Consider the following 11,468-nt stretch of genomic DNA (forward strand, 5'->3'; position numbering starts at 1 on the left):
ACCACTAACACCCAATCATGAGCTCAGACCAAGACCACCTCAAAGAAACCGACACCGAAGCCCGCTTCGAGTTCAAGAAGGAGGAGAAATCCGCCTTCGAAGCCGAGAAGGGCCTCACCGAGGAGACCGTACGGGTCATCTCGGAAGACAAGGACGAACCCGAATGGATGCTCCAGCGCCGCCTGCGCGCGCTGAAGCAGTTCCAGGAGATGCCGATGCCCGAGGGCTGGCCGGGTGCGCCCGACCTCTCGGAAGTCGACATCGAGGACATCGTCCCGTACATCCGCCCGGACATCGAGACACGCGGCGGCGCAGAATCGTGGGAAGACCTCCCCGAGGAGATTCAGGACACGTTCGACAAACTGGGCATCCCGGAAGCCGAGAAGAACGCCCTCTCCGGCGTCGGCGCGCAGTACGAGTCCGAAATCGTCTACCAGAACATGCAGGAGCGCTGGGAGGAGAAAGGCGTCATCTTCTGTGACATGGACAAGGCCGTCCAGGAGCACGAAGACCTCGTCAAAGAGCACTTCATGACGAAGTGCGTCCCCCCGAGCGACAACAAGTTCGCCGCGCTCCACGGCGCGGTGTGGTCCGGCGGGTCGTTCGTCTACATCCCCGAGGACACCACCGTCGAGATGCCGGTACAGGCGTACTTCCGCATGAACAGCGAGGGGATGGGCCAGTTCGAGCACACGCTCATCATCGCCGAGGACAACTCCGAGGTCCACTACATCGAGGGCTGTTCCGCTCCGAAGTACTCGGCGTTCAATCTCCACTCCGGCGGCGTCGAAGTGTTCGTCGGCGAGAACGCCCACGTCCAGTACTCCACGGTCCAGAACTGGTCGAAGAACACCTACAACCTCAACACCAAGCGCGCCATCTGCGAGGCCGACGGCACGATGGAGTGGGTCTCGGGCAGCATGGGCTCGAAGGCCACGATGCTGTACCCCTCCACCGTCCTCAAGGGCCCCGGCGCGACGGACAACCACATCACCATCGCCATGGCCGGCGAGGGTCAGGACATCGACACCGGCGCGAAGGTGTACCACAACGCCCCGGAGACGAAGTCCACCATCGAGTCCAAGTCCATCGCGAAGGACGGCGGCCGCACGAACTACCGCGGCCTCGTTCACATCGCCGACGGCGCGGAGAACTCCTCGACGTCCGTCGAGTGTGACGCGCTGATGTTCGACAACGAGTCCACCTCCGACACCATGCCGTACATGGAGATTCAGGAGTCGAAGGTCGACGTGGCCCACGAGGCGACCGTCGGCAAAATCGGCGACGAGGACGTCTTCTACCTCCAGTCGCGCGGACTGGACGACGACGACGCGAAGCAGATGATCGTCGCCGGGTTCATCGAACCCATCACGGAGGAACTGCCCATCGAGTACGCAGTCGAACTCAACCGCCTCATCGAACTGGAGATGGAGGGTTCGCTCGGATAACAATGAGTACGCAGGTACACGCCACACTCTCCGAAGACCAGGTCGAACAGATTTCCGAGGACCTAGACGAGCCAGAGTGGCTCCTCGAAACCCGTCTGGAGGCCCTCGCGGCGCTCGAAGACCTCGAGATGCCCGAGGTCATCCAGACGCCGGGTCGCAAGTGGACCAACCTCGACGCGCTCGACTACGAGACGCTGGTCGACCCGCTCGACTACGCCCAGGAGAAAGACCGAATCGACGCCGAGGGCGTCGACGTCCTCTCGTGGAGCGATGCGCTCGACGAACACGGCGACCTCATCGAGGACCACTTCGGCTCCGTCGTCGACCCCCAGCGGGACTACCTGACGGCGCTGTCCACGGCGCTGTTCTCGGCCGGGACGGTCGTCTACGTCCCCGAAGGAGTGGACGCCGAGGACGTGAAGATTCGGACGACGATGAACAGCCAGTCGCTGTTCAACTACACGCTCGTCGTCGCCGAGGAGTCCGCCTCGGTCACCATCCTCGAACGCCAGACCACCGGCGACGACGTCGACGGCGACCGGTACTACTCCGGCGTCGTCGAGGCCGTCACCGGCGAGAACGCCTACGTCCAGTACGGCACGCTCCAGAACCTCTCCGAGGAGAGCTACAACTATCAGGTCAAGCGGGGCCACGCCGACACCTACGGCACCATCAACTGGATAGAGGGCAACATCGGCTCGCGGCTCACGAAGTCCAGCGTCGAGACCCGCCTGCTCGGTGACTCCTCCGAATCCCAGATCGTCGGGGCCTTCTTCGGCCACGACGACCAGCACTTCGACATCGCCGCTCGCGTCTGGCACGAGGCCGAACACACGGTCGCCGACCTCGTCACCCGCGGCGTCTTGGACGACGCGGCCCGGTCGGTGTACGAAGGCGTTCAGGACGTCGGCCGAGAGGCGTGGGACACGTCCTCCTACCAGCGTGAGAACACCCTCATGCTCTCGGACGAGTCCGAGGCCGACGCCTCGCCGAAACTCATCATCAACAACCACGACACCGAAGCCTCCCACTCTGCGACGGTCGGGCAGGTCGACGCGGAGGATATGTTCTACATGACCTCTCGCGGTGTCAACCCCGAACGCGCGAAGAACATGCTCGTCGAAGGGTTCTTCGTCCCCGTGTTGGAGGAAGTCGAAGTCGACGAACTCCGCGAGGACCTAGACGACCTCATCTACGAGCGACTGCGGCAGTAACCGTCGAGACGCTCGCTTTCTTTCGTTCTCGACCCGCCAGCAACGGCTACGCCGTCCGGGTCCGCGGCTGACCGAGGCGGAGCCAACAGTAGTCGTACCCGCCCAGTTCGACAGAGAGCGTGTCACTGTCGAGTGAGTAGTCGCCCGGGCCGAGCAGGTGCGTGGCAACGTCGCCCGGGGCGTCGAGTGACACCGACACCGGGTCAGGACCGACGTTGTGGGCCGTCAGGAGCGTGGTGCCGTCCCACTCGCTTCGGTGGACGAACACCGTCTGCTCGTCGGTGTCGACGACCGATTGCTGGCCCCGCGAGAGTTCCGGGCAGGCTTTGCGCGTCTCGACGATTGCCCGGACGCGGGCGAGCAGTGAGTCGGGGTCGGCGCGCTGGGCGGCGACGTTGACCGCCTCGGGGCCGTACTCGCCGTCGACGAGCGGTCTGACGAACGAGTCGGGGTCCGCGGTGGAGAACCCGGCGGTCGGGTCGTCGGTCCACTGCATCGGCGTGCGGACGGCGTCTCGGCCCGGGAGCGAGAGTTCGTCGCCCATCCCGATTTCGTCGCCCGCGACGACGATGGGCGTGCCCGGCAGCGCGAAACAGAGACTCGTCGCACAGGCGAGACGGTCGGTGTCGCCGCCGAGTATCGACGCGAGGCGACGGCGGACGCCGCGGCCGTAGATACGGGTGTCGTGGTCGGCGCCGATGACCTCGATGGCCCGCTGGAACTGCTCGTAGGGCAGGGGGCCGAGGTTCAGTTCGTCGAAGTTCCGGAGGAAGTTCGCCCACTGTCCGCACTCGACGATGTCCTCGTAGGCCGGGAGGCGGTCGAACGCCTCGGCGAGGTGGTCTGCGTTCTCGTCGGCGAGCGCCCACAGGAGGTGGGCGTTCGAAACGAACGACAGGAGGAGGTCGAACTCGTCGCCCTCGCCGAAGTACCGCCGGAGTTCCGCGGGTTCGTCGTCCGCTTCGGCGAGCAGGACCGTTTCGTCGTCGACCTCGCTGACGGCGCGCTTCATCTGCTTGAACAGGACGTGGGGTTCGTCGATGGAGACGGGGACGGCCCCTTTCGCGCCGATCATCGGCGTCGCCGCGTCGACGCGGAAGCCGTCCACGCCCTGTTCGGTCCAGAACTGGAGGACGCGCTCTATCTCTGCCTGCACGTCGGGGTTCGAGACGTTCAGGTCCGGTTGGAAGTGGTAGAACTGGTGGTAGTAGTATGCGTCGGCGGCCTCGTCGTACGTCCAGACAGATTCCTCCTCGCCGGGGAAGATGGTGTCCTCTTCGGGCGCGTCGGCGGGGTCGTCGGTCCAGAGGTAGTATTCCCGGTATTTCTCGTCGCCGTCGCGCGCCCGCTGGAACCACTGATGCTCCGTCGACGTGTGATTGAATACCATATCGACGAGGACGCGCATCCCGCGGTCGTGGGCGTCGTCGAGGAACCGATGGAAGTCGCCCATCGTCCCCAGTCGCTCGTCGATACCGTAGTAATCGGCCACGTCGTAGCCGTTGTCCCGCCACGGACTCGGGTAGAACGGCAGGAGCCACAGACACGTTACCCCGAGGTCGTCGAGGTAGTCGAGGCGGTCCCGCAGGCCGACGAAGTCGCCGATACCGTCGCCGTTCCCGTCGGCGAACGTCTTCACGTCGAGCGAGTACAGGACTGCATCTCGGTACCAATCGGGATGTGTCGTCATGATGCTCGTCATCCACGTCGAGTGCCCGTGGGCTAAAGCTATCGCCGCTCCCGGGCCACAGGGAAGGGTTTACGTTCGGTCCTCTCCGAACTCACGGCATGACAGTATCGCCGCGCTCGGGGGTGCCACGGTGAGTCTGACGCAACCGGTCGCGTCCGACCACCAACTCGCCCGCCTCCTGCAAATCGGTATCGTCCTCGAAGAGGTGGTCGAGGCCCGCGCCGGGAAGCACGCCGAAGAGACGGACGAGGCGACCGACCCGGCCCTCGAAGCCCTTCTGGCGTCCGCCTCCGAGGAGTCCGCCGACCACCGCCGACGGCTGGAAGCGCTCGTCGACGACCTCGAAGCCGAGACGGTCCCCTTCGAGGAGATACAGATGCTCGTCGAGGCCCAGTACGAGGCCGACAAGGACTTCGACGGCGTGTTGTACGATCAACTGTGCAACGAGGAGACGGCGTACAAGTTCTACGACGACCTCATCGCCTCCATCGAAGCCTCCGATACGACGTTCAGTATCGACCGCGAGCGACTGCTCGAGGTCCTCCGGACCATCCGGGCGGAGGAAGCCGACGGCGTCGAAGAAGTGACAGACCTCATGGAGACGCGACAATGAACACGCAAGCCCAGTACCTGAAGGCTATCTACCTCACGCAGCAACAGGCCGACGGTCCCGCCTCGACCGGCAAAATCGCGGACTTGCTCGACGTGAGTCCGGCGAGCGCCAACGAGATGATCGGCAAACTCGAAGATCGCGGCCTGCTGGACCACGAGAAGTACAAGGGCGTCGACCTCACCGACGACGGCATCCAACAGGCCCGCGACGCCCTCCAGAACTACTGCATCATCGAACGATTCCTGCTCGAAGTGCTGGAAGTCGAGGAGTTCCGTACCGAGGCCAAGCAACTCGAAGGCGTCATCGACGAGACGGTCGCAGAACGCCTCGACACCATCATCGACCGCGAACCGCAGTGTCCCGATTGCTTCAACGCCGAGGACGACGTCTGCGGACTACTCAAAGTCGAAGCCGAGATTTCCGGCGACTGATTCTCGAAGCGTTCAAGTGCGTTCCGGCGATTGGTTCTGATACGTTCCGGAACGGCGCGGCCGGAACAGGCGAACGACGTGCAGTCCCGTGGTGGTGAGCAATCTCGACGAGATTGCGAGTCTCAGGGGACGAGTGAAGTGCAGTCCCGTGGTGTAGCGGCCAATCATAAGGGCCTTTGGAGCCCTTGACGGCGGTTCGAATCCGCCCGGGACTATTTCTGTCCGAACGAAGTGAGGACGAATAGCGGACGGTGGATTCGGATTCAGAGGACGAGCGAATTCGAGTCCTCGCGGTTCGAATCCGCCCGGGACTACTAATTCTGTGGCGAACCGAACGATGAGCCACGAATTCGCACCGTACGGACGATTCGGGACCTGAAAGACGAACCGCGCGAATCTGTCTCCGGTGTGAATCCCCCGTAGACTCACTCAGAGAACGAGAGTTCGATACCGTGGGCGGCGACGTCTTCGAGCGTCGCGTCCCACCCACCGACGGTCACCGGTCCCTCGGCCGTCGACAGTTCGAGGCTGACGACTTGGGGGATGAATCCCGAGTTCGCGGAGATTGGTGGCTCGCAGACGTAGTCCCGAAGTGTCCCCTGCCACGTCCCGGCCCGTCCCGTCGTCGTGGCGTGGCCCTCGACGGTGACGGCGAGGTCGGAGGTCGAATCGAGGAGGTCGGCGTGGTGCTGCACGAGTTGGCAGGGGTTGAGGTAGCGAAGGGGCGGGGTTTCGGCGGCCCGTACCGGATTCGCGGCCAACCAGAACTGCTCGCTGTAGCGGTGGAACATTTCGAGGATGTTCTTGTCGTCGGTCACGAGCGCTGGCCGCGAAATCGACGGGGCGGCGATGGCGCGGAAGACGCCGTAGTTTCGGTCGGCGGCCACGAGCGTATCGGCACCGGGCCGCCAGTTGACGGCGACCGAATCGGGATAGTCCCGCCGGTGAATGGCGTCCTCGTCGTCGCCGACGAGGAGGAGGCGGACCGTGACGCCGCGGTCGGCGGCGGCGCGAATCTCGGGTTCGAACTCCGGATACCACGACACCGGGAGCGAGACGAACAGCCACCACTCGGCGCTCTCTATCGCGCGTCCGATGTGGCGGCGGATGGAGGTCTCTTGGCTGATGAAACTGATCGACCCGGTGCCGCTGTCGACTTCGTCGAACAGGTCGTTCAACTCGTCAGTCGCCGCGTCGAGGTGCGAGTTGAAATCGTCGAGGTGTCGCGCTTTCAGTTCGGCGAGCGCGACGGTCGGAGGGACGGGGACGGCCTCTTTCGCGTTGCTCCCCTTTCTGACTTCGACGAGGCCGAGACCCTCGAGGTCGTCGACGACGTCGTAGATACGCTGTTGGGGAATCTCGGCCTTCTCGGCCAGCGTGGATAGTCGTGCGGCGCCCAAGCCGACGGAGGCGATGTACGCCCGCGATTGGTACTCGTTCAGGCCGATTTCACGCAGATTCTCGACGAGTTGCCCCCCCATCTACGCACTCCCGGGCAGCCCCTGACCCACTCGAACGCTACTCATTAACGGTTATACTCCGCTTGCGATAATATGGGCTTCGGACGCCACAGGCAATGGTTGGGATGAATACATAACTATTTGTACTTGGATGAGATAGTATCGCTACTGGACACCACTACGAATGGTGAAGACATGATTACGATTTCCGACGCCACGCAAACGGACGAGTGCGCCGAAGAGGCAGTGACTGAACTGTTCGATGCTCTCTCACACCCGCATCGCCGCGCAGTCGTGGATGCGCTCGACGACGGTTCGTGCAAATCGCTCACAGAACTAGCACGCGTCGTCAGCAGACGAGAGCGGTCGCTCTCGGTGCGTGAGGCGAGCGTCGGCCTGTGGCACTGCCACCTCCCGAAGCTTTGCCGAGCGGGAGTGCTCAGGCACGACGAAGGGGCCGACGTGTACGAACTCGACGACCGGCATTCGGACATCCTGTCCGTCGAGCCCTGACGACGGCGTCGACTCACGTCGTCGACGCGGGCGGCCGTGAGTCGTTGCTAGCCGTTCCCAGTGAGAGAGAACACCAGCCGCCGTTTTATATCCAGCACTCGACCGTTTACGTATGGTAGCGACCGGTCTCCAGTCTGCCGCTGGCGGTCCGGTTCCGGGACACCTCGCGACCGGATCGGCCTTCGGCGACACGGCCTTCGGTATCGGCATCGCAGTGCTGTTGTTCGCCCTGTTCTATCGGCTGGTACTCCAACCGGCCAGGCGGACTCGGGCGAACCAGGAGCGGACCGAACAGATGCGAGCGGAACAGGCGCGGACAGAGCGAAAACGGACGACGGGCGACGCGGGGAACTAGAGGTACGCGGCGTCCCAGCGAAGCGGTTTCCGGACGTTGCCGCAGGTGTCGCACTCGATGCGTCCCATCGAGTCCATCGCGTTGGCGAGCGTGTTGCAGTTACTACAGAAGTATCCGTACCGCTCGTCGCCGCCTTCGTCGGCATAGACGACGTGGAACGGCGCGATAGAGCCGCGCTCGTGGTTGTCGTGGTCGACGTACACCGTCCGACCGTCGTCCGTCTCGACGGGTTCGCGACCCCACTGCTCGCTCTCGGAGTAGAGGTTCTCGACGTAGGTTCGGCCGTCTATCTCGACGCTCTCGGTCCCGGTGTTCTCGAAGCCGTGCGCCTCGTAGAAGGCGTTGCCCTCGACGTTGTCGGCCAGCACGCGGCCGTGGAGGTGGGTCGCGCCGCGTTCTTGGAGGTGGTCGTACGTCGCGTCGAACAACGACGATGCGATACCCTCGCCGCGGTGCGCGGGGTCGACGTGTAGCCAGAGCAGCGTCCCGGTGTTGTCCGCCGAGATGACGCTCTCGGAGAAGCCGACGACCTGTCCGGCCTTCTCGGCGACCAATAAGAGCCGTTCCTCGTCGGCCAACGTCGCCTCCAACCGGTCCTCGTCGTACCACTCTTCGATGGCGCTGTTGATCGCTTGCGGGCCGAGCGAGTACGATGCCTGCAGTGACCGGCGGGCCACGTCCCGGATCGCGGGCCGGTCCGCCGGAGTCGCTGGTCGAAGTTCCATACCGTCATGCTGGTCGGGAACTGTCATAAACGTACAGCAACCACGTCGGGCGTCGTCGCCCACGACCCCCTTCGACCCCGAACAAACACGAACGTTGCGAAAAATGGAGAAAAGTATTATTACGGTGGACGCACATACTGTTATCGTGAAGGTGGTTCATGAATAAGACCGTAATTGGGATTAAAACTACCTAAATGTGTTTCTGTGTCGCTGGCCTATCCGAGTCAGCTCACCTGCCGAGGGACCCTCGAGCGACACGATGCGCCGTCGGACGCCATCACCGTCCACGTCTGGGTCGGTCGCTCCGCTCAACCAGTGGACTTTGCCTCGGCAATCGTTTGTTCTGTCGCTATCCATCGAATTTGACCGATAGTTGCATCGAACTGTCGGGTTCGCCCTGTCGTAACGCTAAAGAGTCGAACGTGCCTTTCTATCTGTAAGATGAATATCGGAACCTATCGCCGGAGGTGGTGTTGTGGGCGTCGAGATTAGGGAGTCGCCAGTCTCGGACGAGGAATTCGAAGCGATGCAGGAGTTCGTCCACGACTACCTCGCCGCCAGTGTCGAGAACGAGGACGAGGGCGGACGGATGCGCTGGTACCCGTGGCACTCCGCGGAGTATCGGTTCAACCACATCCTCAACGTCGTCGACATCGCGACGAGCATCGCCCAGAAGGAGGGCGCGAACGTCGACGTGACCCGCGTGGCCGCGCTGTTCCACGATATCGCGAAACTGGAGGCCGAGCAGGACGTTCACGCGGAAGCAGGGGCCCGCATCGCACGCGAGTACCTCCTCACTCACGGTGACTACCCGGAGTCGTTCATCGAACAGGTCTGTCGGGCCGTCGAGGACCATTCCTACCAAGGCGACCTCTCGAACCTCTCGCTGGAGACGCAGTGCCTCATCGAGGCCGACATCCTGGATAAGGTCGGCGCGAACGGGACGGCGCTCATGCTCCTGCGGATGGGCTACGAGTCCCGGACCCACATGGACGCCGCCGAGATGGTCGACCGCGTCATCGAACGCGGCGAGGACGCCAAAGACCGCGTCGAGAGCGATACGGCGGAGTCTATCGTCCACCAGCGACTCAAGCGAACGCGGTGGTTCCAGGAATGGCTGGAGACGGAAGTCTCGGAGATGGCGGCCGAAGAGAGCCTCGACGACGTGGCGACCGGCATGGGCGACTCCTGAGGCTACGTCAGTCCCGAAAGGAGGCTGTCGACGGCGGCCGTTCCCGCCTCGAACAGCGCCGTCGACGCCTGGGTGAGAAAGAGGAGGCCCGAGAGCGCCAGGACCACGGCGCTGACGCTGGCGACGACCGGAGCGACCCGTTCCACCCGGTTGCGCGCGGCGACGATGGCCGCCGGGAACCCCGTTATCCACAGGGCGATACCGCCGAACAGCCCCGCCAGTAGCACCGGATGCCCCGTCCGGACGACCAACAGGCCAGCGAGGTCCGCGCCGACGACGGGCAGGTACGAGAGCGCGTCGACGCGTCCGGGTCGGAGTAGGCCGACGCCGACGGTCAGCCAGAACACGACCTGATAGGGATTCGTCAGTGCGAGGACGAGCGCCTTCCGGAATCCGCGACTTTCGGTATCTGCCGTGTCGACCCCATCTTCACCGGTGAACGCGCTCGCTTCCTCGACGGCCCCGTAGGCGAACCACAGCATCAGCAGGCCGCCCGCACCGACCATCGCGGCCCTGAGGAGTGGCAGTTCGGTGACGAGCGTCGTCACGCCGACGAGCGACAGGACGAAGAAACAGGCGTCGGCGGTCATCGCACCCAGTCCGGCGAACAGGCCCGCCCGCCACCCGCGCAGCGCGCTCTCCTCGGCGATGACGGCGTTCATCGGCCCCGGTGGCGCGGCCAACGCGAGTCCGAAGACGATACCGCCGACGGCCGTCGGAATGAGGGCGAGTCCGTCAGGGTGACTCGTGAGCGGGGGGAGCCAGTGATGCATCTACGGTCCTAGAAAACAGAGAGAGATAGTCGCGGCGATTAGAGCTTGCCAGCCTTCTGGAGCTTCATCAGGTCCTCGGTGTCGAGCGTCTCGCCCTCCTTGAACTTCTGATAAATCTCCTCGGCCTCTTCGCGGGCGGCCTCCTGCTTCTCCTCGCGCTGGGAGCGCTCCTGCTGCTCCTCTTTCTTGTCGAGTTCGCGCAGGCGCTTCTGGACGCGGACGAAGTCCTCGTGGTGCTGGTCGGCGGCCTCTTGGGCCTCCACGAACTTCTCGTGCATCTCGTCGGCCTCGTCGCGAATCTCGTCGGCCTCGCGGTAGGCCTCGATCATCTGGTTGTGGTGCTTCTGGGCCTCGTCGGCGAGTTCCGTCACCTTCTGGTGGTGCTTCGAGGCTTCCGAGCGGACCTCTTCGGCCTCCTCTTTGAGCCCTTCGAGGTCACCGCTCTGGTCGAGTTTCTCCTGTTTCTGCTGGAGCTTCTCGCGCTTGTCCTCGATTTTCTCGATGAGTTCCTTCTCGTCCTCGGAGGAGAGAACCTCGGTCTGCTGCTTGAACTCGAGGTCTTCAATCTCGTCCTTGAGTTCGTCGACGGACTTTCCCTCGTCGAGTTCGAGGTCGTTTTTCATCCCGTCGACCTTGTCGAACAGCTCGTTGGCCTCGGCGTTGAGCTCGTTGCGCTGGTCCTTGTGTTCTTGGACCTGCTCGTTGAGCTCGTCGCGCTTCTCGCGGTGTTCCTGTGCCTCGTCGACCTTTTCGCGCGTCTTCGCGTTCAGGTCGTCGCGGTTGGAGGCCCGCTCGGAAGCCATCTGGTTCAGCTCGTTCCGTCGGTCGCGGAGCTGACCGGCGAGTTTGATGAGCTCGCCTTTCGATTTGTTTTCGAGATCCTCTTCTGTTACTGTAACGTTCTTCGATTCTTCTATCGAGTCTGCCATTGTTGAAACCTCTATGCCATCACCGCCTTCGCGCAGGCAGATGCGCCGCTACTGAGGGGCTGACGCCAATAACAATGATTCCCTCTCATGTTGGGCGCGAAGCGATACTGCCTGAACGCGGAAGC

12 protein-coding genes and 1 tRNA gene are annotated in these 11,468 nt (G+C 63.5%); 8 read left to right on the top strand and 5 right to left on the bottom strand.

Annotation, left to right across the window (positions count from 1 at the left end; all coding sequences use genetic code 11):
- The first annotated feature begins 17 nt into the window (after window positions 1-17).
- Both sufB and sufD read left to right on the top strand, forming a co-directional pair.
- Window positions 18-1,448 carry a Fe-S cluster assembly protein SufB gene (gene sufB, locus NJQ44_RS05745; RefSeq protein ID WP_254273724.1) on the top strand — a complete coding sequence of 477 codons (1,431 nt, stop codon included), beginning with the start codon at window positions 18-20 and terminating at the stop codon, window positions 1,446-1,448.
- A 2-nt stretch (window positions 1,449-1,450) separates the two neighbouring features.
- Complete coding sequence (gene sufD / locus NJQ44_RS05750; protein WP_254273725.1) at window positions 1,451-2,662, top strand: Fe-S cluster assembly protein SufD; 1,212 nt, start codon at window positions 1,451-1,453, stop codon at window positions 2,660-2,662.
- Window positions 2,663-2,708: 46 nt separating this feature from the next.
- Here the strand turns inward: sufD and NJQ44_RS05755 are convergent, their stop codons facing one another.
- On the bottom strand, window positions 2,709-4,352 hold the full coding sequence (locus NJQ44_RS05755) for an alpha-amylase family protein (RefSeq protein WP_254273726.1): 1,644 nt from the start codon (window positions 4,350-4,352) through the stop codon (window positions 2,709-2,711).
- 130 nt (window positions 4,353-4,482) lie between these two features.
- Between NJQ44_RS05755 and NJQ44_RS05760 the strand changes: the two genes are divergently transcribed.
- From NJQ44_RS05760 to NJQ44_RS05770, 3 genes are all read left to right on the top strand, one after another.
- A complete protein-coding gene (locus tag NJQ44_RS05760) occupies window positions 4,483-4,965 on the top strand; it encodes a ferritin-like domain-containing protein (protein ID WP_254273727.1) in 483 nt (160 codons plus the stop codon).
- Complete coding sequence (locus NJQ44_RS05765) at window positions 4,962-5,396, top strand: metal-dependent transcriptional regulator (RefSeq protein ID WP_254273728.1); 435 nt, start codon at window positions 4,962-4,964, stop codon at window positions 5,394-5,396. Before NJQ44_RS05760 ends, NJQ44_RS05765 begins: the two co-directional genes overlap by 4 nt.
- A 142-nt stretch (window positions 5,397-5,538) precedes the next feature.
- A tRNA-Gln gene (locus NJQ44_RS05770) sits at window positions 5,539-5,611 on the top strand.
- Between the two features lie 210 nt (window positions 5,612-5,821).
- On the opposite strand, the gene NJQ44_RS05775 is transcribed toward NJQ44_RS05770, so the two are convergent.
- On the bottom strand, window positions 5,822-6,877 hold the full coding sequence (locus NJQ44_RS05775) for a TrmB family transcriptional regulator (protein ID WP_254273729.1): 1,056 nt from the start codon (window positions 6,875-6,877) through the stop codon (window positions 5,822-5,824).
- A gap of 174 nt (window positions 6,878-7,051) precedes the next feature.
- Between NJQ44_RS05775 and NJQ44_RS05780 the strand changes: the two genes are divergently transcribed.
- Both NJQ44_RS05780 and NJQ44_RS05785 read left to right on the top strand, forming a co-directional pair.
- Window positions 7,052-7,369: a winged helix-turn-helix domain-containing protein gene (locus tag NJQ44_RS05780; protein ID WP_254273730.1), complete on the top strand. Its 318-nt coding sequence runs from the start codon at window positions 7,052-7,054 to the stop codon at window positions 7,367-7,369.
- A 112-nt stretch (window positions 7,370-7,481) separates the two neighbouring features.
- Window positions 7,482-7,724 (top strand): hypothetical protein, encoded by a 243-nt coding sequence (locus NJQ44_RS05785; protein ID WP_254273731.1) that lies wholly within the window; start codon window positions 7,482-7,484, stop codon window positions 7,722-7,724.
- On the opposite strand, the gene NJQ44_RS05790 is transcribed toward NJQ44_RS05785, so the two are convergent.
- Window positions 7,721-8,449, bottom strand: a complete 729-nt coding sequence (locus NJQ44_RS05790) for a GNAT family N-acetyltransferase (protein WP_254273732.1) — start codon at window positions 8,447-8,449, stop codon at window positions 7,721-7,723. The two genes, NJQ44_RS05785 and NJQ44_RS05790, sit on opposite strands and share 4 nt — an antisense overlap.
- A 475-nt stretch (window positions 8,450-8,924) precedes the next feature.
- Here NJQ44_RS05790 and NJQ44_RS05795 point away from each other — a divergent pair, with 475 nt between their 5' ends.
- On the top strand, window positions 8,925-9,641 hold the full coding sequence (locus NJQ44_RS05795; RefSeq protein ID WP_254273733.1) for an HD domain-containing protein: 717 nt from the start codon (window positions 8,925-8,927) through the stop codon (window positions 9,639-9,641).
- Window positions 9,642-9,643: 2 nt separating this feature from the next.
- Here the strand turns inward: NJQ44_RS05795 and NJQ44_RS05800 are convergent, their stop codons facing one another.
- Together NJQ44_RS05800 and NJQ44_RS05805 are read right to left on the bottom strand one after the other, a co-directional pair.
- Window positions 9,644-10,414: a LysE family translocator gene (locus NJQ44_RS05800; protein WP_254273734.1), complete on the bottom strand. Its 771-nt coding sequence runs from the start codon at window positions 10,412-10,414 to the stop codon at window positions 9,644-9,646.
- Between the two features lie 38 nt (window positions 10,415-10,452).
- Entirely contained in the window at window positions 10,453-11,343 is an 891-nt protein-coding gene (locus tag NJQ44_RS05805; protein ID WP_254273735.1) for a coiled-coil protein, read from the bottom strand.
- Between the last annotated feature and the right edge of the window lie 125 nt (window positions 11,344-11,468).

The sequence above is a fragment of the Haloarcula marina genome (genome assembly GCF_024218775.1).
GTDB classification, from domain to species: Archaea; Halobacteriota; Halobacteria; order Halobacteriales; family Haloarculaceae; genus Haloarcula; species Haloarcula marina.

Coding starts and splice junctions, on each gene's coding strand:
- sufB (WP_254273724.1), top strand. CDS start 18: ATGAGCTCAGACCAAGACCACCTCAAAGAAACCGACACCGAAGCCCGC.
- sufD (WP_254273725.1), top strand. CDS start 1,451: ATGAGTACGCAGGTACACGCCACACTCTCCGAAGACCAGGTCGAACAG.
- NJQ44_RS05755 (WP_254273726.1), bottom strand. CDS start 4,352: ATGACGACACATCCCGATTGGTACCGAGATGCAGTCCTGTACTCGCTC.
- NJQ44_RS05765 (WP_254273728.1), top strand. CDS start 4,962: ATGAACACGCAAGCCCAGTACCTGAAGGCTATCTACCTCACGCAGCAA.
- NJQ44_RS05775 (WP_254273729.1), bottom strand. CDS start 6,877: ATGGGGGGGCAACTCGTCGAGAATCTGCGTGAAATCGGCCTGAACGAG.
- NJQ44_RS05780 (WP_254273730.1), top strand. CDS start 7,052: ATGATTACGATTTCCGACGCCACGCAAACGGACGAGTGCGCCGAAGAG.
- NJQ44_RS05785 (WP_254273731.1), top strand. CDS start 7,482: ATGGTAGCGACCGGTCTCCAGTCTGCCGCTGGCGGTCCGGTTCCGGGA.
- NJQ44_RS05790 (WP_254273732.1), bottom strand. CDS start 8,449: ATGGAACTTCGACCAGCGACTCCGGCGGACCGGCCCGCGATCCGGGAC.
- NJQ44_RS05800 (WP_254273734.1), bottom strand. CDS start 10,414: ATGCATCACTGGCTCCCCCCGCTCACGAGTCACCCTGACGGACTCGCC.
- NJQ44_RS05805 (WP_254273735.1), bottom strand. CDS start 11,343: ATGGCAGACTCGATAGAAGAATCGAAGAACGTTACAGTAACAGAAGAG.